At 43.0% G+C, this 24,319-nt stretch carries 19 protein-coding genes; 15 read left to right on the top strand and 4 right to left on the bottom strand.

What is annotated here, in order from left to right; genetic code table 11:
- Positions 1-260: 260 nt before the first annotated feature.
- From AAC006_RS16530 to AAC006_RS16515, 4 genes are all read left to right on the top strand, one after another.
- Positions 261-1,457 carry a hypothetical protein gene (locus AAC006_RS16530; RefSeq protein ID WP_208806258.1) on the top strand — a complete coding sequence of 399 codons (1,197 nt, stop codon included), beginning with the start codon at positions 261-263 and terminating at the stop codon, positions 1,455-1,457.
- The gene (locus AAC006_RS16525; protein ID WP_013782686.1) at positions 1,457-1,876 is read left to right on the top strand and encodes a hypothetical protein; all 420 of its coding nucleotides are present in this window, start codon (positions 1,457-1,459) and stop codon (positions 1,874-1,876) included. Before AAC006_RS16530 ends, AAC006_RS16525 begins: the two co-directional genes overlap by 1 nt.
- A 156-nt stretch (positions 1,877-2,032) precedes the next feature.
- Positions 2,033-3,241, top strand: coding sequence for a hypothetical protein (locus AAC006_RS16520; RefSeq protein WP_260563496.1), 1,209 nt, complete (start codon positions 2,033-2,035; stop codon positions 3,239-3,241).
- Between the two features lie 11 nt (positions 3,242-3,252).
- Entirely contained in the window at positions 3,253-3,657 is a 405-nt protein-coding gene (locus tag AAC006_RS16515; protein ID WP_260563495.1) for a hypothetical protein, read from the top strand.
- Here AAC006_RS16515 and AAC006_RS16510 read toward each other — a convergent pair.
- Positions 3,654-5,660, bottom strand: a complete 2,007-nt coding sequence (locus tag AAC006_RS16510; RefSeq protein WP_339350391.1) for an EAL domain-containing protein — start codon at positions 5,658-5,660, stop codon at positions 3,654-3,656. The two genes, AAC006_RS16515 and AAC006_RS16510, sit on opposite strands and share 4 nt — an antisense overlap.
- Before the next feature lie 672 nt (positions 5,661-6,332).
- On the opposite strand from AAC006_RS16510, the gene AAC006_RS16505 reads away from it, so the two are divergent.
- The gene (locus AAC006_RS16505) at positions 6,333-7,706 is read left to right on the top strand and encodes a DEAD/DEAH box helicase (protein WP_339350393.1); all 1,374 of its coding nucleotides are present in this window, start codon (positions 6,333-6,335) and stop codon (positions 7,704-7,706) included.
- A 56-nt stretch (positions 7,707-7,762) separates the two neighbouring features.
- On the opposite strand, the gene AAC006_RS16500 is transcribed toward AAC006_RS16505, so the two are convergent.
- From AAC006_RS16500 to AAC006_RS16490, 3 genes are read right to left on the bottom strand one after another with little or no spacing between them, the layout of a single operon-like run.
- A complete protein-coding gene (locus AAC006_RS16500; RefSeq protein ID WP_208806260.1) occupies positions 7,763-10,207 on the bottom strand; it encodes an ATP-binding cassette domain-containing protein in 2,445 nt (814 codons plus the stop codon).
- A 43-nt stretch (positions 10,208-10,250) separates the two neighbouring features.
- Complete coding sequence (locus AAC006_RS16495) at positions 10,251-12,536, bottom strand: M4 family metallopeptidase (RefSeq protein WP_339350396.1); 2,286 nt, start codon at positions 12,534-12,536, stop codon at positions 10,251-10,253.
- A gap of 43 nt (positions 12,537-12,579) precedes the next feature.
- The gene (locus AAC006_RS16490) at positions 12,580-14,316 is read right to left on the bottom strand and encodes a PP2C family serine/threonine-protein phosphatase (protein WP_013782693.1); all 1,737 of its coding nucleotides are present in this window, start codon (positions 14,314-14,316) and stop codon (positions 12,580-12,582) included.
- 545 nt (positions 14,317-14,861) lie between these two features.
- Between AAC006_RS16490 and AAC006_RS16485 the strand changes: the two genes are divergently transcribed.
- The 10 genes from AAC006_RS16485 (at position 14,862) to AAC006_RS16440 (ending at position 24,296) form a co-directional block, all read left to right on the top strand.
- Positions 14,862-16,601: a serine/threonine-protein kinase gene (locus tag AAC006_RS16485; protein WP_339350398.1), complete on the top strand. Its 1,740-nt coding sequence runs from the start codon at positions 14,862-14,864 to the stop codon at positions 16,599-16,601.
- A 57-nt stretch (positions 16,602-16,658) separates the two neighbouring features.
- Entirely contained in the window at positions 16,659-17,468 is an 810-nt protein-coding gene (locus AAC006_RS16480; RefSeq protein WP_126872603.1) for a hypothetical protein, read from the top strand.
- A gap of 11 nt (positions 17,469-17,479) precedes the next feature.
- Complete coding sequence (locus AAC006_RS16475; RefSeq protein ID WP_126872602.1) at positions 17,480-18,007, top strand: hypothetical protein; 528 nt, start codon at positions 17,480-17,482, stop codon at positions 18,005-18,007.
- Between the two features lies 1 nt (position 18,008).
- Positions 18,009-18,377 carry an FHA domain-containing protein gene (locus AAC006_RS16470; RefSeq protein WP_013782697.1) on the top strand — a complete coding sequence of 123 codons (369 nt, stop codon included), beginning with the start codon at positions 18,009-18,011 and terminating at the stop codon, positions 18,375-18,377.
- Positions 18,378-18,410: 33 nt separating this feature from the next.
- On the top strand, positions 18,411-19,220 hold the full coding sequence (locus AAC006_RS16465; protein ID WP_126872601.1) for a MotA/TolQ/ExbB proton channel family protein: 810 nt from the start codon (positions 18,411-18,413) through the stop codon (positions 19,218-19,220).
- Positions 19,221-19,229: 9 nt separating this feature from the next.
- Positions 19,230-20,027 carry an FHA domain-containing protein gene (locus AAC006_RS16460; protein ID WP_208806263.1) on the top strand — a complete coding sequence of 266 codons (798 nt, stop codon included), beginning with the start codon at positions 19,230-19,232 and terminating at the stop codon, positions 20,025-20,027.
- A 2-nt stretch (positions 20,028-20,029) separates the two neighbouring features.
- Positions 20,030-20,848 carry a protein phosphatase 2C domain-containing protein gene (locus AAC006_RS16455; RefSeq protein ID WP_126872600.1) on the top strand — a complete coding sequence of 273 codons (819 nt, stop codon included), beginning with the start codon at positions 20,030-20,032 and terminating at the stop codon, positions 20,846-20,848.
- A 51-nt stretch (positions 20,849-20,899) separates the two neighbouring features.
- Complete coding sequence (locus AAC006_RS16450; protein WP_126872599.1) at positions 20,900-22,396, top strand: FHA domain-containing protein; 1,497 nt, start codon at positions 20,900-20,902, stop codon at positions 22,394-22,396.
- Positions 22,397-22,418: 22 nt separating this feature from the next.
- Entirely contained in the window at positions 22,419-23,276 is an 858-nt protein-coding gene (locus tag AAC006_RS16445; RefSeq protein ID WP_013782702.1) for a VWA domain-containing protein, read from the top strand.
- A 90-nt stretch (positions 23,277-23,366) separates the two neighbouring features.
- Positions 23,367-24,296, top strand: coding sequence for a VWA domain-containing protein (locus AAC006_RS16440; protein ID WP_208806264.1), 930 nt, complete (start codon positions 23,367-23,369; stop codon positions 24,294-24,296).
- The last annotated feature ends 23 nt before the right edge of the window (positions 24,297-24,319 follow it).

Below are 24,319 nucleotides of genomic sequence, written 5' to 3'. Positions count from 1 at the left end.
GCTGCCGATGTATTGCTGAGCGAAATGTGTACAGCAAAGATCAACAGGCCTTAGACGTTAAATAGTAAAAGAAATCATCTATTCTACAAATTGCTACCAGGGTGAGGGGTTCACTTTCACTTCTGGTAGCGCATTTTATCTCCCTGCAAAAAAAATCTCTTAACTTACTGCCTAAACTGGCGAAAAGTGGATTTTAGGTTAATAATCACAAGATGCTTGTGATAGTTAATTTACTACTTATTTGCTTATAAGGTTTCCCATTGGTTAGTCGGTTCACACTACTGCTTATAATCGCGAGTTTCACTTCCTTTGGAACCCTCGCCAAAACTTCAAATGATTTACAATTTTCTGGGTTTGCGCGTTTAGTTGGCGGTTACTTATCTACCGATGAAGCTAAGTACGAGGGCTATGATAATTCGGTAAGCTTTTCTGAAAAATCATTGGCGGCGCTGCAAGCCGATTATATTCTCAATGATCACTTTTCTCTTTCTGGGCAGTTATTATGGCATAGCGATGAGACGAGAAAATCAGGTATTGAATGGTTATATTTAACCTACCAACCTAACGCATCTTGGCAGTTTAATCTTGGACAAATACGCACGCCTTTTTTGAAATATTCTGATGTCATAGATGTTGGTTTCGCTTATCCATGGTTAAATGCGCCGCAGCAACTTTACAGCAGCTATCTGTTTTCTCAGTACAAAGGGGTGAATGCGCGTTATTTAGGTTCTTTTAATGAGATCGCCTATTCCGTAGAGGCTTACTGGGGGAACTACAGCGACGAGATACACTCCAGCGGAACGGCTTTTGATGTTACTGTCGATGGCATGTATGGCGGAGTAGTAGAGCTAAGTTACCGAGGTTTTCAATTTCGAACTGCCACTATATATGCGAACGATACCGACACCGATTTAACCGAGTTGGACCCATTAATTCAAGGCTTAAGAGCAGCAGGCTTTTCCGACACTGCAGATATCTTAGATATTGACGGCGGAGCCACCTCTTATTTATTCGGTATCAGTTACGACTCGCTGAATTGGTTTGCTTCTGCTGAATGGATGTCGGTTAAATCAGACTTAGACATTCTAGGCGGTATCGACAGTTTTTATGTCTCTTTCGGTTATTACTTCGATGAAGTGCTATTACATGCCACGGTGGGCTCATCTCGCCAGTCATTGAACGATATTGAAAACACGATACCTGTTGGTATTGCACCGCAACTTGATGCGCTTCATTTCGCTGTGGAGGAAGTAAAAACGTACTTCCCAACGGATGACTTAGACTCATTAACGTTAGGGGCCCGGTGGGATTTTCGAACCAATCTAGCATTTAAAGCGGAAGTTTCACTTTTGAAAGGAAAAGAAGGTAAAACATCGTTTTTTGAATTAGATGTCATTGATTCTGATTTTGACCGGCGAGCCACACTTTATCAGTTAGGTATGGAGTGGGTATTTTAATGTCGAAATCTGTTTTCGCTGTATTCATTATCTCCTTTATCTTTTGTGCATTTGCCCAAGGGCGCGAGCGAGTGGTAGTGGTCGCGCATTTAGCTGATCAACCGGTTTCTTTGAGTAAGGGGGAAATCCGAAATATCTTCATGGGTGGGGTATCGGAATCTAACCTTGCTCCTGTAGAAATTGGGAGCGGCTCCCATATTCGGGTTATCTTCAATACTCATGTTATAGGGCTACCTGAATCTAGAATTCAGTCTTACTGGGCACAGATGAAGTTCAGCGGCAGGAATAAACCGCCCACCAGTGTGGACAGTGTTGACGAGATGATAAGTTACTTAAATGAAAACGAAGCCAGCATTGGTTATTTACCTGAAGGTGTTGAGCTTCCAGACAGTCTCACCGTTATTTTTACAACAGATTAGTGCTAATCAGCGTCGTATCCAGTAGTTTTATAGGCTACGTAAATATTTCCTACTATCTAGACAGGCTGGTGATTGTTGGCGCCTATTCTATTAATTATATAACTAAAACAGCAGCTAGCTAACGTGCCTTGGTCTGCTATTGATATTTACTGAGTTATGACCTGGATGCTGAAATATATCACTGCTGCTTTGCTCACCTTAGCCCTTTTTACCTCTTTTGCGATTGCAGATACCCATCGCGATCTAACGTTCTCTGGGTTTGCTAGGGTCGTAGGTGGTCAGCTCTCCACAAGCGAAGCGTCTTATGCAAATTACGATAACTCGTGGAGCTTTTCTGAAGATTCACTCATCGCACTGCAAGCCGATTATGCGATTAATAGTCAGTTTTCAATTTCTGCTCAGGGAATACTCCACACAGGGGCAGATAGAGATTCAGGATTAGATTGGCTTTATCTTACCTATCAACCTTCATCATCGTGGCAGTTCAATGTTGGACGACTTCGATTACCTGTACTCAAGTATTCCGATGTTATTGATGTAGGTTTTTCTTACCCTTGGCTTAATGCACCTGAGCAAGTTTATAGTCGACGGCTTTTTTATTCAGGTTACGAAGGCTTGAACGTAAGACACAAAACACAATTTAAAAACGTTGGACTAGAGATTGAGGGGTATTGGGGAGATTTTGATGGCGAACTTTTCTCAGGCCAAGACGCCTTTGATGTTGATATCAACGATATTTATGGTGCGGTGCTTTCACTGACTTATGATGGGTTCCATTTTCGCTCGTCTTTTATGAGAGTAACTGAAGTTGTCGATAATAGCGTGCTAATCGATCAATTAGTGGAGGGGCTCACCTCGGCTGGATTCGAGGAACTTGCTGCAAAATTTAGATTAGACGACGGTGTATCCGTTTATGAGTTTGGTGCAGGCTACACGTCACTGGATTGGTTTGTTAGCGCAGAATTAATGTCGGTAGATTCTGATCTTGATGTTTTATCTGGTATCAAAAGCTATTACCTAACACTAGGGCGTTATTATAACTCGTTGTTATTTCACGCTACGATATCAAGGTCACGTCAGGACGAGAACAGTATTGAAAATACCATCCCGTTAGGGGTGAGCCCGTTACTCGATTTATTATCAACCTCAGTTGATTCCATTAATGCTTTATTTCCTACTGATGACTTAGATTCTTTAACCTTTGGTGTTCGTTGGGATTACAGTACTAGCCTTGCGTTTAAAACTGAAGTTTCGTTTTTGAAGGGGAAAGAGGACAAAACATCGTTGTTTTATGTTCCTCCTACAAATGCTGATTTTGATAGGCGCGCAAGTCTCTATCAAGTGGGCGTAGAGTGGGTATTTTGATGCGTTGCTTAGTGTTAATCGTACTCTTATCTTCGACAGTGCTTGCCCATATAGCGCACGCACGTGAACGTGTGTTGGTGGTGGCTAATTCAGCCGAGTCAACGCTTCAGCTTAGCAAAAGCGAAATACGCAATTTGTTTATGGGAGGCTCTCTCGATGGGTTGTCACCCGTAGAATTTGAATCTGGTACCCATATTCGAAAAGTCTTTAATACTCAAGTTATAGGGTTGCCTGAATCCCGAATTCAGTCATTCTGGGCGCAAATGCGATTCAGTGGGCGCAGTAATCCACCTTCGAATGTTAGCAATATTGAAGAAATGGTCACTTTTCTTATAGAACATGAATCTAGTGTTGGCTATTTACCAGAGGGAACATCAATTCCTAATGGACTAACCGTGGTGTATATATCAATTTAGTTTGCTAGGTTTAATAAAGCCTGTTCTTCTTGCGAAAACAAAGCGTCAAGGGGGATAGGTTTGCTGTATAAGAAACCTTGCAAAATGTTGCAACCATTCTCGGTTAAAAAAGCGGACTGTTCGTGGGTTTCAATACCCTCAGCGCATACATTTAAATTCAGGTTTTTCGCCATTTCGATAATGGTGATAGTGATAAGTTCAGAACGTTTTGATGTGCCAATTTGACTCACAAACTGTCGGTCTATTTTAAGCGTGTCGATGTTAAACTCTGTGATGTAACTTAATGATGAGTAACCCGTTCCAAAGTCGTCTAAGGATATCTTGCAGCCTTCTTTTTTAAGCTCGGCTAAAAAGGCATTTGCGATAGAGAAATTATTCATATAAGCCGATTCGGTGATTTCAAATTCCACATTATTTCTGGGTATCCCACCGGAACGTAACCCCTCTAAAATAAACTCGGTCACATGAACGTTTTTTAAATCGTAAGCGGAAAGGTTGATTGAAACTCTAATATCTTCACCATAGTGCTCCGATATATGGGGTATCTCTAAACAAGCTTGGACTATCACCCAAAGCGTAATTTCTGAAATTCTGTCGCTTTGCTCGGCTATGGGGATAAACTCAGCGGGAGAAATATTACCAAGCTCGTTGTCAAACCAGCGCAATAAGGCCTCAAAACCTACCACTTTCCCCTTACTGTTGACTTTAGCTTGATAAACTAAATGGAATTCATTGTTCTCGATGGCTTGAGGAAGGTGAGTAGCCACCTGAATTTTGCGTCTAGTTTCCTCTTGCATCGACGCAGTAAACCAAACGTAACGACCTTTGCCCTCGTTTTTCGCTTTATACATAGCCACATCAGCGTTTGTGACTAACGTGGACGCGGCGTAATCACTGTCGGTAGCGAGGGCAATACCTATGCTAACGCTAGGGTCTACTCGCCAACCATCAATATGATCCAACTTGGTTATTTTACTGATGAGTCGCTTCGCTATTGCTTCTAGTTGTGAGTTCGTAGGGTTACCCACTAAGATAATAAGAAATTCATCGCCGCCAAGACGACCCACTATGTCGCCATCGCGCATAGCATCAGATATTTCAGATGAAATGCCGCAAAGTAGTTTGTCACCAGCATCGTGGCCATAAGAGTCGTTGACTTGCTTAAACCCATCCAAATCGAGAAACATAAGAGCAACTTGGGACTTTTCTCTTTTGGCACGAGCCAATTCAATCGATAAGCTCTTCATTAGATATTGTCTGTTGGGTAACCCTGTTAGCGTATCGAAGTTGGCAAGCTTCTCCATTTGAGACTGCTGTCTTTCGAGCAACAGGGTTTTGCGCTTATTAATGTCTATCTGATTTTTTATGTGCAGCATCATGCTATTGAAGCCGCGGCCAAGTGAGGCAATTTCAAACTTGCCTTCTTCCGACACTTTTACATCGTAGTTAGCTTCTTTTTCGACTTTTTTCATTTTCGCAATTAGCGAAGTCAGCGGGGTAAGCAAACGTCTTTGTAAGCGCACAGTCGTTATGACGGTGATGAGAAGAAGAATGAGGACGACAGGCGAGACTAGCCCAATAAATTTCCAGCGATTTTCGGCAAGAGGATGTTGAATGTCGTAGGATAAAACGAGCTTTCCCATAGGAAGATCCACTTCACCAATCGTTTTAATAACAAAGATGTTGTTATTAATGGTGTGAAAGCCATTGTCTAAATGAAGGTAATTAGCTTCATCAACAACCGGAGTGGAAGATGACCCATTATCGATATTGGGGTTACCAACGTAATGATTGACCAATTCATCGTATTCGTTGTAAATACGAGCAAACTCAACGTATTCGTATTTGTCTAACCTGAGCAGCACTTGGGTTTGGTCAAAGCTTCCTGCGCTGTAATTAATGACGGGCAATAAATCCATCGCCATATTTTCAGCCAGAGCATCAAACTGGTAGGCAACAAAATCTTGATACAAGGTTTCGTAAACACGAATAGACAAAGCCATTATCAAAACACTGATAATCGCAACAGAAGCTATAGATGTAAGTGCAATGTCGGAACGAAGACTTTTCAATCAAGAAACTCAAGTTAATTAATAATGCCAGATGTCATTTAATGCCTAATTATTTTTTATTAGTAAATGACGACGTTAATGCATATAACGAGACATTTAACGTTAGTATAATACTGGCTAATAGATTTCGCTGGCAAAAGGCTTGTTAACAACGTTACTAAACCAATTTACCAGTTTAAAAATAGGTTTATTTGTGCACAATTATGTCGATTTCTTAAATTAATTCAATTAGACACAAGAGTAGTTTTCAATAGACGCTTCTCGCGGATTTGGCGATTGCATAGCGCTATGCACAATGTAATGCGCGCTATAAAGTGAAAGGTAAAGCCACGGCTACGTTACCCATGCCTTCATAGTATGTGATCTTATCGTCGAGGTTAAAAATTAACCTAGCGAGTGAGGCCAAACAGTGGTAGTATGCGCCCGCATTTTGTAGGTACTATTTTAATTTGATAATTGTTTCTGCTTGTATAATTACTATTGCAAGTCCCTCTCGCGTTTCACATTACGAACTTTACCGTTTTACACCTGCTTCAGACTGATAACCCTTCAGCGCAGACCGGTTACGTTGCGTAACCTAATTTTTATTTCCAGGAGTTATCCATGTCTTTTTCTGAGTTGGGCCTAGCTGCCCCGCTACTACAAGCTGTTGAAAAACAAGGCTATACAACGCCTTCACCCATTCAGCAGCAAGCTATTCCCATTATTCTTGAAGGCAAAGACATACTGGCAGCAGCGCAAACAGGTACAGGTAAAACAGCAGGCTTCTCTTTGCCTTTGCTGCATCGTTTACTAGATGGCAGACCCGCTGCATCTAATTGTGTTCGCGCACTTATCTTAACGCCAACCCGTGAACTCGCGGCGCAGGTGGAAGAAAACGTAAAATCGTTTAGCGAATTTTTGCCACTTAAAACTGCAGTGGTTTTCGGTGGTGTGGGTATTAACCCGCAAATGAAAGCCTTACGTTCAGGTGTTGATGTACTTATCGCCACCCCAGGTCGCTTGCTTGATCTATACCAACAAAACGCGGTTAAGTTCAGCCAACTCGAAACTTTGGTGTTGGATGAAGCCGATAGAATGCTCGACATGGGTTTCATTCATGACATAAAACGCATTCTTAAATTGTTGCCTACTAAGCGTCAAACTTTATTGTTCTCAGCGACTTTCTCTTCTGAGATAACCACGCTGGCGCAAACGATTACGAACAATCCCGAGAAAGTGTCTACGGCACCTGCTAATACTACCGTTGAAACGGTTCAGCAGCATTTAGTGCCTATCGACAAATCTAAAAAAACAGCGGCCTTAATTAGCCTAATTAAGCAAAATGGTTGGAAACAGGTGTTAGTGTTTAGCAGAACTAAGCATGGCGCTAACCGTATTGCAGACAAGCTGAGTAGAGCGCGTATTCCAAGTGCAGCAATCCATGGCAATAAAAGCCAAGGTGCGCGTACTAAGGCGCTGTCTGAGTTTAAAAGTGGCGAAATTGATGTGCTAGTAGCGACTGATATCGCAGCCCGTGGTATCGATATTAACGAGCTTCCTATCGTTATTAATATCGACTTGCCAAACACGCCTGCTGACTACGTTCACCGTATCGGTAGAACGGGCAGAGCAGGAGCGAGTGGTCAAGCTTGGTCTTTTGTTAGTGTTGATGAACTAGACCAACTTAAAGATATTGAAACCCTTATTCAACAACTGCTTCCTCGTCAAGTTATTGAAGGCTTTGAGCCTCAAGCTAAAGTACCTGAAACCACATTGTCAGCGCCTAAGAAGCCAAACAAGCCTAAGCGCCCACGTCAATCTCAAGGTGGCAACGGTAACGGCAATAGTCAAGGCGACAGACCCGCGCGTCGTTCTGGTAGCCGAAACGGACCTCGAGGGCAGGGTAGACCGGGTGGTTCTGGTAAGCCTGGCGGTTCAGGTCGCTCTAACGCTGGTAAACCTAGCTCACGCAGAGCGCCAACCAGCAAAGCATAGTGACTTTGTAGCAGCAGGTAACATTACCTGCTGCTAGTTAGCGGTACACACACGGTTCAAATAAATCGTTTGTCTTTACTACGAAGTGCGAGTAACAACCCGCCAAACGCGAGCACGTTTATTAGCGTAATAGCGATAAGTACACCAGTAAAACTCTCTGGAAACAAGCTCACCATTTCAGTATTGTCATTGTATAAATTAAGTTGCTGCATTGCGCCTTGGGTGGCAAATTCTGTTGCATCACCTTTGTTTGTGGCTGCGGGTGGATTGAATACCCGCACCATAACGGAAGCGGGTATGTCCGCTTTTTCATTCGTCCACTTTTCCAGCTCTCTGGCTGCACCATCCTGAATATGCGCAAACCCTTCAGTTCCCCACCTACCTAACGTAAGGTAACTGAGCAGAACTTTTATATTATTGTCTAGCGGCGCAATAATTCCCGCCAGCATGATTTGCGGCATAAGGGCAATAGGTACAAAAGTCATGACCTTTTCAGTGGTGGTAAATACTGCGGATAGATAGAGGCCAAATAAGGTGGCTGAAACCGACAACAACAGCATAAACAGCGCTGTTGCGCTAACACTCCAAAGTTGTACTTCATTGGCATCCCCATTTACGCTGCGATACGCAAGATGCGTTATAGCGATAAATATAGCCACTTGTATACAAGCGATAATCGACAGTACCGTTAGCTTAGACGCAATATAATTGAAGATATTTAGGTTATACATGCGCTCCCGTTCGTAGATGGGGAGCTCAGAGACTATTTCTTTAGCTGCATTACTTACCCCAAACCAAACCGCAGATACTGCCATCATAAACATCACGCTCACTTGAAGTTTACTAAATATAAAAACAAGTAACCCACCAATAATGAGTGGTTGCGCGAGTAACAAAAGCAAATTTGCGTGGTCATTAATCTTGATATTGAAATAACGCACTGAGAGCCAAAAAAACTGACCAATCAGAGCAGTGTTTGATTTCTTCGCGAGTACTTCTTGCTTTACTTCGAGGGCAGACGCAGGATTTTGGCTAACCCAATGTTGATACCACTGTTGGCCTTCTTCTGGGTTTTTCATCATGGAATACACTTCAATAATATTGTCTTTTTCGAAATGGTTTAGAAGCTGCTTCTTATCACCATAATAGGTTTGATACCCTCCCTTGGATAAAAAGATAACTTGATCAACATAGTCTAAATCGGAGGGTTTATGGGTGACCATGATAACGGTTTGCCCCTTGCTCACTAACCGTCTAATACAGGATAGGAAATCTTCAATGGTCTCTGGATCTAAAGGAGAGGTGGGCTCATCCAAAAATAATATTTTAGGGTCATTGAGCAGTTCTACCGCAATAGATACCCGTTTTCTCTGTCCCCCGGATAGATCACAGACCTTACTTTTTCTTATAGCGTCGGTATCCAGATTTAGACTTGCCAGCACTGTGCTTATTTTATCTTTAATTTCCCGCTTCGTAACATCGTCGGAAATACGCAATTTGGCGGCGTAAAAGAGGGTTCTTTCGACGCTTAATTCCCCATGAACAATATCGTCTTGGGGCACATAGCCAATATACTTTTTGAGCGTGTTGTAATTACTATTATTTAGTTTTAACCCCTGTACGGTAATAGCCCCAGAGGTTACAGGGTTGGCACCGTTTAAGCCTTTCAGTAAGGTTGATTTTCCACAGCCAGAAGGCCCCATTAAGGCAATAAATTGCTTACTCGGAATTTTTAAGCTCATGGTATTTAGGCCAACAACGCCACGGGCGTACACTTTTTCTATGTTATCTGCCACGATAGCGTATTCAAGTTCAACTCTACCGCTTTCAATAGCAAACGTCGTGGTTCCAATGGTGATTTCATCAGTAGTGGAGATACTCACTGAGCCACTAATTTTTTCACCATTTACGAACGTACCGTTGGTGGTATCAAGGTCTTTTAATGTTATCTGGCCATCAGCTAACGCGAGTAAAGCGTGCTTTCGTGATGCCTGAAGGGAGTCGATAACGTAATTGCAGTCGAAAGAGCGACCAATGAGTACTTGCCCACGGGTTAATAGTAATTGATGAAGTTCGTTATTTTCAGAGCCACTATGAGTGACAGGCCCAAGTTGGGGCTGGGAAGTTGTTGGTGAAACCTGTGGTGCTGAAGAATTAGTATGTGAGGTTGTAGAGGCTAACGTTGAATAGCATAGCTCGACATGGATGCTGCCATTCGCTAATAAAATCGTACTAGGAAGCTGCACTTCATAAGGTTGACCGCCTACTAATTTTAAGTCGCCGATGATGCTGCCGTTGGAACTATTATTATCGGTAACAAAAACGCGCCCATCGAGGTAGCGAATAACTAAATGCTGACGGGAGAGTAGTTCGGCATTAACGCTGGCGAAGCAAGTGTCGGAACGACCTATATCGTAGTCCCCATTTTGAGATAAGACAAATTCTGATTCTATGCCTCTAAAAGACACTATTTTAACGCTGACTGCTTGTGATCCTGCCATTTTATTCTCTTTTTAAAATATAGTGGCGCTCGCAGTATTACGATTAACTAACTTTAAATACGTAGCTAAAGTCAGCAATACGAAGGAGCTGTCCGTGCTTAATAGGTGCTGGTAAAAAGGCTTTAAGTCGTTCTCCGTCCAGCATGGTACCGTGGGTTGAGTTTAAATCTTCAACCGTAAAGTAATCGCTATGAGACTTAATTCTTAGGTGACGTCTGGAAATTCGCTCATCTCGAAGTTGCAAGTGCACAAGTTCTCGCGACCTACCAATAACAAACCCTTCACCTTTCGATACATTATAAGAAGAAATATTGAGTTTTTGGTTACCCTCAAGGGATTGTAAGTAATAAGGCGAAGCCTGCTGATGCACCTCACTTCCGCTATTGTTAACATTTCCCTTTTGCTGTTTAGATGGCCTGGGAGCAAGGTTGTCCGGCGTAGCATTGAGGGAAGCTGCTGAGTTACCCATTGACGTATTTATTTGCGTATTTTCAGCTGAATAACCTTTGGGGCTTTCGCTTCTGCTATACGCCGGCTTTAATTTAAAAAGCGCTAGCAAAGCAATACAAAGACCTACGCTCCCTAGAATCAAAATTATAACGAGCTGGTCGTTATCGGCTTCGTTATTAGACGTATGGACTCTGTCATTTGTTTCCAAAGGTTCCTCTGCTTTTGGTGGGGGCGTTGTTGGCTGAGGCACAGGTTGTGACTCTTGCTCTGGCTCCGGCGAAGGCTCAGACTCGGGAGTGGGTACAGGTACTGGCTGTGGCTCTGGAACTTCTAGAGGCGGGCTCCATGCTCCCGTCACACCAACTGCATCCATCGCTTGATGTACCGCTACCCACTCTTTTGAGCCTTTACCGTGCAAAGCTTCGGCGGCTAAAGCATACGCAAAGCGCGCATCTTCAAAGTTAGCATTTTGAACAAGTAATTTTGAAGCCGCTTGCGCAACAATGCGTACTGCTGGGTATAATCCTATGCCGGTTACGGTACTCGTACTGGAATGGCGTGGGTGCTTGCCCCCGTTAGCCATTAAAAAGAATGCCATATTCATTATGGAAGAGTTTATATGAACACCGCCTCGGTCTTTCTTTATCGGCCAATTCAGAAAGTCATTCATATGGTCTGGGTAGGCACTCTCTCCAAAACTCAGCGAACTAGGATCGGCTAAGTCTCTTTCTGGACCCGAAGGCATTCGTAATAACCAATACTCTCTGGGAATTTTAGTTGAATTTGTCTGCTTGTTAGCATGCTCTAACCAAATGCGAAAGGCGATGCCGATTGAGTCGGCTATAGATTCATTCAGCGCGCCTGATTGAAAAGAGTATTCCAGATTACTGCCGTTTGAAACAATGCCGTGTGCCAATTCATGCATGGTAATTTCAATGTAATTAAGCCCCTCTTTCGGCACATATAGTGACTGTTTTCTCGACATCCACATGGCATTGAATACATCGCCATAACACTGAATAGTAGGCATGCCCTTTAAAAAGTGAACGTTGATAAACATATTTAAGCGCAAGCCATTCCCATCAATACTATCCATACCGAGCACGGTATCCATAAACTCATAGGCATTACCTAGTAATGCAAATGCGGTTTCTACAGAATCATCATTACTAGGTGCGCTGCCTTCTGTTCGCGCATGGGTTTTCATTGCACGCGCTTCAACTCTATCGGTTAGCGGTGGGATAAGTGGAAATTTAACTTTGAATTCTTCACAAGCTGCGGAAAAGTTGTTGATTTGGCGGTGCATGGCAGTGTGAAATAAAGGCTCCCGGTCCAATTCTTTACCTGTGGTAGCATTGACAAATACACGTTGAGAAAGAGCGTAGCCAAACGAGGAGCTAAACTCTCCTTCAAATTCATAAGCCAAAATATGCTGGCCCTGCGGCGAAGGCCAATATACGAGCCTCGATGCTACATCAGCCCCATTTGCAATGCTTAGTGTTGATAGTGCTTGTTCACTATTAAATGTGGCGGTCGCTGGTTCTAAGGGCTCAATATTACTATGTGTGCCTAATATATATATAGGTTGATGTCGCGCATTTAAAACCAAACGAGATGCTGAATTAACTACCGGAACATTTTGATATGTTTGGTTTACTGCAACTATTTTAAAGGAATGTAGTTGCTGCTCTGAAGTGGTGTGAAGTGCGCTCTCTTTACTTAAATTAAATCGTTCTGATAAGACAGTTTTTACCCACTCTTGTCTTTCTGCCTGCGTACTAAGCGTTGATTGCTCTTCCAGTGATTGAGGCGCGCGGTTAATGCCAATTTTCTCCACGCCTAACGCAGGTGCTATTAGATAGAAGCAAATAAATGCCAAACATATACTACTAGTTATGGTTCCTATATACCTTGATTGGCGTTCATTTTGTTTCATCTACAAGGCCTTCAGAAATATGTAGGCTAATTTCTTCAACAATTAAGGCGTTACTGCTGTCTAGGAATAGCATTACCTGTTCACCGGTTGCTTTTTCAACTTCAGCGCGCCATACAAGTAAGTAGTTGTCTCCTTTTTTGAAAATGATGAGCTGGGCTTGCTGAAGCATCCTTAATGTCGATTTAACCTCGTCTTCCGCTAACGTAAATGCTTCGTCAGCTGACAGTGCCGGAGTGGTGTCTATATTAATATCGTTAAGCGTTTTGCTATTTATGCTGGCTATCTTGTTTTCACGAACAAGGGTAATTGTTTCGGCCCCATAAACAGGTAAGCCTTTGTAGAACTGCTGGAGTTTAATTACTTGACTATTACCTATCTCACGGCCGCGGTTGGCTACTTTAAGTTCATCGTCTTCACCTAAGTCGCCTTCTTCTCGAAGGGCTTCCACCGTTTTCTCGATAGCATCATCAATACTTGATACGGGAATATCTGGAGTGCTTCTTCGGGTTTCGATATTTCCTGAGTCAGCAGAAGATGTGTCGGTTCCTATGACTTCTTTTGATGACTTTTCACTAGACTCAAGTGGTAAGTTATCCTGTTGCTTAGACTGACTATTTGAGTCTGAGCGGGGTAGAGGTATAGGCGGGTTAGCTTCGGAACTGTTAGCATTGCTTGTCTTTTGATGTGGTAGTGACGCACTGTCGATGCTGATAGGTCGACTCAGGAAGTAATATCCTAATGTAATTAGGATGATGAGCACCCCCAGCCCTAGCAGTAATTTGTACTGACTATGTGAAGATTGCTCTGCCGTGTTTTTTACCGTGCTGCTCTTAACGTCACTGTGAAATTGTGTTGGATCAATATTCTCTTCTGTAGGAACTTCAACACGATTTGATTCCTTCTCAGCGGATTCCGGCTTTAGTAGTTCAGGCTCGGGCGATTTAATGCCATATTGTTCCTGGGGCGTTGGCCCTGAACCTGCAGTTTCTTCAGGCCACAGTTTTATTAATATGGCGGTGGTATTGTCATGTTGATTTTTGTTGGCTAATTGCTGCTGTATCAGGGTGTCTAAATCCTTGTCGCTTTCAATGTTTTCAAGTACTCCCCCTAATGATTGTTGAGTGAATAACTCCCAAAAACCATCAGAGCAAACCAAAAACACGTTACCGCTTGTCTCGTAACGTTCAATTAGGGGGGAAGGGGGCTCACTACCGCCTAAACTTGAATAAATTTTGTTTTGGTCTGGATGCGATGCAATTTCATCATCTGAAATATCGCCTTTTAATGCATGAAGTTGAGCGAGAGATTGATCTACGGTTCGTTTAACGAAGCTTTCGTTTTTAAACTGAAATGTTCGACAATCGCCCACATGCATCGACATGAAGATACTTTGTGCTAGGTTGACATAGAGCATGCAGACGAGGGATTGGGCTTGTGCGAATTCTTCAATTTGTGAATCTAGAATTGCACTATGTGCGGAAAATGCCAATTCGGTAAGAAAATTTTCGGGTTCTTCAATACTATCATTTTCATTCCACTTTTGTGTGCAGACATCAACCACTTTTTGTGCTGCAAACGCCCCCCCTTTATGGCCTCCCATGCCGTCTGCAACCACACATAAAAACTCGCCATATTGTGGTTTTATTAATACCGCATGAGCATCTTGATTCTCTTCGCGATGACCAATATGACTAGCAGAATAAACGCGAAACTTGTTGTACATATTTCTCTTCCTTAAGAAAAACCGCTATTGAAAAGTCACCGTCGAATCAAGCAACTCAGTAGATTTACTGCAGGCTTTATCAGTTTAAAAGAAAACAAGAGAAGGCTTGATAACTGAGAGAATTGCCTATGTTTCCCTAAAGAAAAATGAGGAAAAGACAAAAAAGAGGGAGCTGAAACTATCATATTTGTACCTGTCCTTGGCGCCATTGAAATCGCAATTCATTATTTTTGTAAGTGCGTAGAACAACGAAAAGGCCTAAATACTTTTCACTAGCGCTGTGTAGTATTGATCGTTTTCCATACAAATACTACTGATCAAAAAATAAATACATAGTGTTTATTTAAAAGATTGATTCGTTATTTTCTTTGGTGTATATCTTTTATTGTTGTTTAAATTTTGATCAGATGATGTGTTTTTAGTGACATCAAAAGATGTTGACAACTGCGCCATTAATTAGAAAGAAAGTTGCACACTAAGGGCAGTATAAAGTGCGACACACAATGCAAATATACAGGTAAGTATTTACCACTGCAGAGGGAAGAATGAGCAGTCAGGTGCACAAGCTCGCGTTACCAGCTGGTACGCAACTTCAACAGTATCAAATAGAGTCAGTCCTTGGGGTTGGTGGGTTTGGTATTGTCTATCAAGCGCGCCACACGCATCTTGATTCCTTGGTGGCCATTAAAGAATTTATGCCGCAGCACTGTGCTACTCGTGATGGTCAGACCGTGTACCCTCTAAGCCAGTCAGACGAACTAGAATTTGAAACCGGTATTCAAAAATTTCTCGATGAAGCAAAGCAGCTCGTCCAGTTTGATGACCACCCCAACATTATTCGCTGCAAAGACTTCTTCAAATACAATGGAACGGCGTATCTAGTAATGAATTTAGAGCGAGGAAAAGAACTCGCTCAGATTCTTAAAGCCCACACAGCACAAGAATGTCCACTCACTGAAGCGCAAATAATAAAACTAATGATACCTGTGCTAGAAGGCTTGCAGTATATACACGACCAAGGTGTATTACATAGAGATATTAAGCCCGCTAATATCTTTGTTCGCTCAAGTGACGAGCGCCCATTGTTGATTGACTTTGGAGCTGCAAAACAAAACTTTGGCCACACGCAGAAGTCTGAAAATCAAATGCAAACTTATGGGTATGCTCCGTTAGAGCAGGTAGGTTCAGAGGGCGATCTAGGCCCTTGGACGGATATTCACGCAGTTGGTGCGATGATGTGGCGAATTGTTCTTAATGCCAACCCTCCCCGGGTTGAAGACCGTACCGCTCGAGTATTGCAAGGCCAAGCAGATCCTGCCCTAACCCGACTGGATGAAGTTAAAGAGCAATTCTCTGAAAATTTTATTAATACAATTAAAAAAGCAATATCAATTCGTATTAGTGAACGTTTTCAAACTGCTAATGAACTTATAGCTGCGTTACAAGGTGTACCCGTAACACCACACTTTGGGCTAGACGGCCAACAAACTACTCGGTTAGATTCATCGGCCTCAGCGTCTCAGTTTCCACCAAGCTATCCATCGCATGTTGCACATCCGCAGGACACCCATTCCAATCCTAGTTCACCCAAGTCACATAGCGCATCGGGGCCAAACATGGCAGGGTTTTCTACGTCTCAACCTATATCTGCTACTGGTAACTCGGGGGACAGTCCGGGGCCCGTTCCCAACAATGCTGGGGCGAACACGAATCAACATCAATCGACAACTCCCCCCACTAAAAATAACTTCAAAATGTGGGTCGGCGCGCTTTGTGCGGCGGTTGTCGTTCTGCTAGGCGGCTTTTATGGCTTGCAGTCGAGCAAAAGTAGCACTGGTTATAGTCAGATTTTAGTAAACGAAGAAATCGATATTATTTACTCTCTGATCACCAAAGCAGAGATGGATAACGACAGCAATACTATTGAAAACCGCATGCTATGTGCAATGGAAGAAATCGATGATATGGATGATGCTGGAACGAGAAATATTGAGCTACTTCGTTCTGGCATTGAAAACCGAACGCTAAATATTGAAAAGAATTTAGCGAAAGCCAGAGAACGGGCTGCCGATTTAGTATCTCGTCATCAATCAAACTCACAACATATTAATAATGTCTTCGACGAAGTCATAAAGTCGAGTAAACAAAAAGGGAAGTACGATAAAGCAGAATACCTAGCGTCGTTAAAGTTACTTGTCCAAGAAGCTTCTAAATTAAATGAAAAGAGCGAAGTCATTGAGTTACTAGAAAAACGAATAACCGTTGCTCCTAAAGCTTGCGGTTAAAGCCAGCCTAGAAATACGAACTTGAAAGACGTTTGTCAATTTAATAGGGATTTAAAAATGAATACGTTAAACAAAGTAGTACCAGTGACCATTGCATGCTTACTCATGACAGGGTGTGCAAATACAGCAGAAAGCTTGATGGGGGCTTTAACACCAGAAAGTAATCAAAGTAACACTAGCGAAGGCGGCATGGACTTCAGCTCGTTTGACGTAAGTTCGCCCGTTGAAGAGTTGGGTAAAAAAGATATTAGTACTTCACGAACGGTGGGCCAAATCATCGGTGCGATTGTGGGCGGCTATGCGTGTTATAAGAAATTTGGCGGAAATAAATTGCTTATGGCTGGTTGTGCTGGCATTGGCGGTATTGCCGGAGATCAGTTAGGGAAATATATAGGTGAAGCGATTGCAGTTAGACGTATGAATTATGCCAGTAACTATGAGTTTCTAGAGTCAGAAATAGAAGCGTCTGAAAATGCGATTCAAACCCGAGAAGAAGAGTTAGCAAAAACTAAGCAAAACATTTCAACGATGGAAGAAAGAATTGATTTACTTAAAAGTAAAGCATCACTCACTGAAGCAGAAATAGCAGAGGCACAAGCATTGCTTGCGGAAGGTAAAGCTTTACGGGCTGAAAATCAACTACTCGAAGACCGCTATACCGATACGCTTTCATATTTGAACAGTGCACTTGAAGACAGTGAAGAAGAAATTGCGTCACTCACCGAAGATAAAGCCAAGACACAAGAGGCCCATGAGGAGTTACTTGCCAAGCGAGATCAACTTTCCATGCAACTGGCTGCCATCCAAACTCAATCTTCCCAATTAGATGAGCAAAACACTGCACTTAACAGCTTAATTGTAGGTTAAGGAGCCACGAAATGAACAAGTTATATAAATTAGGTGTGGTGCTACTTAGCATAGTAGTAGTGGGGTGTGCGGTTTCGGCAGATCCCACAGAACAAAGTACTAGTGATCGTATCTGGGCGAGTGTAAGTGGCTTAGATGAAAAAACTATTGCGAGTATGCAAGAGAAGCTCGATGGGTTAAATAGCCGGGTGAAGGGAATCGATGAAGAAGTTGATTACTATATGAGCCAGCTTTACTTGGTCAAAAAAGAGCTGTCTAGCTACGAACTTACCGAGCAACAACTCACCGATTTACAGTTGGAAATTGAGGAAGTTGAAAAGCAAACCTTAGCATTGAATCAGAAGAATAAAGACAGTGCACTACTCATTGAGCAAAAGAATGCACAACTACAGGAGAAAGAGGGGAGTAAGGATGAACTGGTTGAAGACCTAAGGCATTTAGATTCGCAAATTAATAGTGTTGAAAGTCAAGTCGGCATTGTTTCTACCGGTATAAAAGACATTGTTGCCATGCGAACCCGATATGCGTTGGAAGAGTGATATGGCGTTTGCAACTTACACAGTAGGTAGGTCGAGCCAAGCTGATATCTGTATTGCCGACCCGAGTATTTCTCGCATTCACATGGAAATAACTGTCACCAATGACGGGCGCTACTTTTGCGCAGATCGTATGTCGACTCACGGCACTTTTTTAAAAAAAAACGGCGAATGGAAGCCGCTTAAGCAAGGCTACATAGACGGAGCCGATTCCCTCGTGTTGGGAACGAAAAAAATTAAGCTCAGTAGCATTATAAATTCGCCCGCAGTGGCTGGCTTTTTAAAGCAAAAAGAAGTGAATGAAGATGTCGAGCCTATGTCATTTAAGCCTATTCGCAACACTGCTACGGGTGAAATTGAATCGTCCTCGTAAATAGCTAACATGAAACATGGATTGGTAAACGTTATGAATTTATTGGAATCAGACGAGCAGAAATATCGGGTTATTGTGGCTTTAGTCGCCATATTTATCACCATATTTGTGGTTGGCGTATTTGCATTAATACTTCCTGTCAGCGAAGCCAAAACCGGTCAAATAAACGTGGGCGACGTATTGTTCGATCGCAGCAGTGGTATGTTTCCCGCTACCTTACAAAACCTAATGTGGCTCATGTTCTTTATCGGGCTAGGCGAAATGTGGGTTAGGCACAATCGTTCAGCCAAAGAGTTAGAGCAGCTTAAGCTTTATATTTTGCCTGAAGAAGACGACGTTATGCTGAGGGCGAAAGATCTGGTACCTATTTATACCGGTATATGCGAGCGCAAAGTTGCTCAACACTTCTTTGTTCAACGGCTCACCAAACGGGTGATCCTGCAATTCCAAGGCAGTAATTCAGCCGACCAAGCCAACTCCTTAATGAATTCTAGCCTTGAGTTAATGCAGCATGAAATAGAGCTCAAATTTAATATGTTGCGATACCTTGTGTGGTTAATACCTACGCTGGGGTTTATCGGTACTGTGGTGGGTATTGCTTTAGCTTTATCGTCGGCGGCAGACATGCCCGATGTATCAGACACAGACGCGATTCGTGAATGGTTAGGGTTGTTGACCACAGATTTAGGCTTAGCGTTTAACACCACGTTAGTGGCGCTGATCATGTCTGCGGTATTGGTTTTCTTACTGCATATAGTGCAGGCCAGAGAAGAAATGGCACTTAATAGTGCCGGTCAATATTGTATGGATAATTTAATTAATAGACTTTACGAAAACAAATAGAGGTGCACCATGGCGATTAAACGAGGCCCAGATGGCGTTCCAGTTGATATGCCTTCAGTCATAGCTCCTGGAGGTACAGCTCCTAAAGGTACGGCTCCAACCGAACCTGAAACGCGCGCGAGTGGTATAGGTAGCAATACCGCTAATGATGGGCCAACGGTTACCACACCTTCTCCCACCAATACTATGCCATCAAGTACAAGGCCTTCAAGGCCTGCAACGTCTGGTTTAATATTTGATGAACCTTCAACAACTCCAGCCAACCGCCAGCATACGACATCACCTGCTGAGACCGTTGATATTCGAGAAAACGCTGAAATATCAGAACACGATGACATTGATGCACTACCCACTGTGGTAGGGGGAAACAGAAGACCTAGTGCGCCGCCAGTCAGTACGACTGAAACCGCCGCGCAGTCACCACATTTTATGCCTGACCCTATGCAAGACCCCATCTCTGGTTGGCTTGTGGTGGTAAAAGGGCCAGGTAAAGGGCACTTTTTAAAATTGGGCTTTGGTCAAAATAGTATTGGGCGAAGTGCATCTGAAAGAGTCAGTGTTGATTTTGGTGATGGGCAAGTATCAAGGGCTAATCATGCCACTATCTCTTACGATCCTAGGGGTAACCAGTTCTATATTCAGCCGGGCTCAGGTACCAATATGACCTATTTAGATAACCAGCCTTCGCCCGTACTGCAGCCCATGATATTACCTGCTTTTAGTCATATTTCTATTGGTGAAACCACACTGAGGTTTGTGCCTTTGTGTGGCGAAAACTTCACTTGGGAAAGTATGGAAGAGGATTAATCATGTATTCGGTTCAGGTGGCGTGGTCTCAAATAATTGGTGCTCGAAAAAGCCAACAAGACAGTGCCTCAGTAGTAACTTGGCCTAACGGTTTCCGGTTGTTGCTGTTAGCTGATGGGATGGGGGGGCATGTTGGAGGAGATATCGCCAGTAGCTTGGTTATCGATACATTCAAACAGCAATTTATTGAGAGCGATGAACAGGATATTAAGCAGCGTTTAATTAACGCGTTAGATGCGGCCAACCTTGCTATTTATCATCAGGTAAAAGAAAACCCTGAGTTATCAGGTATGGGGACCACGTTAATAGCGGCAGTTTTTGATGGCTTACATCTACAGTGGTTAAGTGTAGGAGACAGCCCAATGTGGTTACTGCGTAACAAAACGTTGGTGCGACTTAACGAAAACCATTCTATGTCGGAAGTCTTGGCTAGAAAAGTGGAGTTAGGCGAAATATCAAGCGAGGAAGCAAGGACATCACCGGTTCGCTCTCAATTACTCGAAGCAGTAATGGGCGGAAATATTGAACGGGTTGATGCGCCGGACGATTCTAGAGAGCTTAAACCAAATGATTTGCTTATTTTGGCTAGTGATGGGGTGGAAAGTTGTAGTGATGAAACCATTATCGGGGTATGCCAACAGTCTTCAAATGATAGTGCTGAGCTAACAATGGCACTGTTAAATGCGGTTAAAGCACAAGAACGACCCAAGCAAGACAACGCGACGCTTATTGTCATGCAGGTAAAAGAACCTGTTGTAAATGAGCCCGCTACGGTGCAGCCGGAAGCGGGTGAAACATTAGAAGAGCCATCTACCCATTAACTAAATCAACTGATAGATAAATTGAGGAATACGCTTGTGTATAGAGTAGGGATGTTTATTACACTTTGGGTAATTTTTACTTTGCCATCCTATGCCTTTACTACCGTTCCTATAGAGGTGCTTGATGATGGAAAAGTAGAGCAAACAGGCATTGCTACGCTGGTTGCAAACGAAACCATCATCATCAACCAAAAACTGCTGGCGCAAGGCAATCAGTATGTCGTCACCGACCCTACCAGTAAGGCAAAGTTGATAGCTGACCTATCAGCAAAAGATGAAAGCTTAGACTTAGCTATTCTACATGTGAATGGACTATCGGGTACCCCTGTGGTGGTGGCGAAAGAGAATACTGCCATTGGTAGCAAAATCTATTTGGTGAAGCTAAATGGACTCTCTACGGCAGGCACTCTTCACTCCATACTTCCTGTAAATAAAAGCCACCCTGAACAGCGCTGGCAGCATACGGCATTATTAACTGAAGGGGAGTTTGGTGCGCCGCTAGTGAACAACTGCCAAGAGCTATTAGGCGTGAGTGTTAGCGATACCAAAGGGGTATTCGACAAGCGCCTTAAACTGTCTTCATCATTTTCAGCCGCAACCAACTTAAGAACGCTAACAGCGTTCCTTACTAAGCACAACATAGATTTCACAGAATCAGAAAATAGCTGTTTGTCTGAAGCTGACCAACTGGCTGCGTTAGAAGAAGAGAAGAAAAAGCAGCAAGCAACACTTGAGAAGCAAGAAGCGGAACGCAAAGCGGTGGAAGAAGAGCTTGAAAAGTTAAAGAAGGAAGCGGAAGCAAAGAAAAAAGCGCTAGAAGAAGCTAAAGCTGATACGACCCGGCAAGATGCAGAACGTCAAAAGGCCGAAGAGGCACTAGAAGAAGCCAGGCAGCAAACTATTGAGCAACAGAAAAAGCTGGAAGATGCTGAAAAAGCGATTAAAGAACAAGAAGAAAAAGTAAAAGAAACCGAAGCGAAGAGTAAACAAAAAGAGCAGGAATTCGAAGAAGAAAAGAAAAGTGAGCAACAAAAACTTATTTACTATGCAATTCCAATCATTCTAGTGCTGATTGTGGTGCTTATTGTTTTAAGCCGCCGTAGAAAAAAACTGCTTGAAGTAGAGCAAGAGGCCTCGGAAAACAAGCAACAACTCTCGGCAGAGAAAGCCAAAGTGGCATCGGCACAAGAAGCGCTCAGTATGGCGTCGGCAACGTTCGACGACATTATTCTAGATGGCAAAGATGAAGCAGGTGGTGAGCATCGTATTAAAGTTATTGGGTCTACTTTAGCCAGAACCGAAGGCGGCATATTAATAGGCCGTTCAGCACAAAAAGCAAACTACGTTATTAATGTGCCGGGTGTTTCAAGAGAGCATTTAAACGTTATCTTGATAGACAATAAGGTAATGATTGAAGATTTAAGCAGCGTAAATGGGACTGCCATAAATGATAAAGACTTAGCGCCAAACACGAAGGCCGAACTAAAAAATGGCGATACCCTTCGAATAGGAACGGTGACTTTTTCTGTCCATTTTTTACCGTCTTAGCTGAAAGAACAGGTGAAACCAAATGAAAGTGCGTAGCAGGGAAGTAAACGTATTTAGTATGTCGGCATTAGACTTATTTGCGTCTGCCATGGGCGCTTTTATGTTTTTAGCCATCATCGCACTGCCGTTTTTCCCCAATACGGGAGATTCAGCTGAGCGAGTGGCCGACATTAAAAGCGAGCTTAAAAAAGCGGAAGCGCAAATTGCCGAAGAACAAAAACAAAAAGCGGAGATAGCAAAGCAAAGGGATGAAGTTCAAAAGAAACTAGACGAAGAGCAAAGCACATCTAAGATATCTTTTCCTACCATGGATATGGTAATTGCGCTTGATACAACCGCTAGCATGGATAAACAAGTTAAGGGGCTGAGGGCTGAAATTGTCGACATCGCCAATTTGTTGATGAAGTTATCCCCTGATGCGGCACTTGGCGTCATTGATTTTAAAGACAGATGTGAGCCAAGAGGGGCAATAAAAAGTCACGATATCATTAAGCTAAATACGAGTTCAGTTAATCAGTTACAACGTTTTGTGAATACCATGCGCGCTGGTAGTCATAACTGTAACCAAGACGGCGAAGAAGCGATAAATCTTGCAATGAACAAAGCATTAGCATTGAAGTGGCGCGCCTCATCTAAATCAAAAACCATTATTTTTATTAGCGATAACGGTGCCTACGCTAGCGTTTCTTCACAAGTATTAGGTCAGGCGAGTCGGTTTAATCAAAGTGGTGAGAAAAGCCAAGTTTCAACGGTTTTCGTGCCAACTCAGAATGCCCTCGGACGTGCCTACTTAAAACAACTAGCAGAGACTGGGGGCGGTAAGTTTGTCACTGGTGGCGGATCTTTTGTAGGGACCGTGCTGTTGGCGCTAGCTGAATGATTGCCTTACTGTGTTGGCAAACGATTTTTAGCGCTGCATTAATGTCGAGGCTTTATGAAATTACGTAACAGGGAAGTCAACGTATTTAGTATGTCTGCACTTGATCTCTTTGCCTCGGCAATGGGGGCATTCATGTTTTTAGCCATTATTGCACTGCCTTTTTTCCCCAATACTGGGTCTTCACCTGAGTCTATAAGCGAGATTAAAAAAGAACTCGATGCTGCAAAAGAAAAAACAGCACAGACCGAAAAAGCGTTAGAGTCTACTCAGAAAAGTTTAGATGAGGCGAACAAAGAGCTTGCCGAGGGTATTGATAAATACCCCATCGAACTGATTATCACCATTGATATTAGTGGTTCAATGGCGGTGCCTTTGCAGCGCTTGAAAGACGCGATTAAGCGGCTCACCATTGAAGTGCCCAAAGTTACCCGTGAATTTAAGATTGGTGTGGTGGCCTATGGTGGAGATGGAAAATTTATCACTGTCCCAAGTGTTGTTATCACAAAGACGTCAAGAGAGAGGTTTATTCAACAGATAGATGCCCTTGAGCTCTTGCCTGGCGAAACCGATGTGCCAGAGGCGGTATCGAATGCCATGGCGATGTTCTCACCACCCAATGACAAAGTGCGCAAAGCTTACGTACTTATCGGTGATGTAGGTCCCTATGAAATGATTGGCTCTCGAAGCTTTGATATTTATGCAATATCTGAGGCTCAGGCAAACAGGTTAATTAATGCAGGAAGAGGCGTTCAGGTGAGTAAAAACTATGAGACTGAAATTTTAAATAGTATTGGCAGTTTTATATCGAGCAATAAATTACGTAGTGTAATGGCCATGTACACAGGTAACGCAACCCGCCGTGGGGATGCGTCGTATAACGTTATCGCACTCACTAAACCCCATAGCATCCCGTTCTTCAAAGCTGTGGCAAATGAAGGTGGCGAAGACAACGGGCATTATTCAGAAGAGCCTTCAGAGATGCTTTCTATGCTGCTTATTGCAGTATTAGCCGCGTCCTAATAACGCGGCTAGCACGCAATAAC

The organism is uncultured Alteromonas sp., assembly GCF_963976965.1.
GTDB lineage: Bacteria > Pseudomonadota > Gammaproteobacteria > Enterobacterales > Alteromonadaceae > Alteromonas > Alteromonas naphthalenivorans.
The sequence above is the reverse complement of the archived record's forward strand: the minus strand, read 5'-3'. Positions and strand labels throughout refer to the sequence as shown.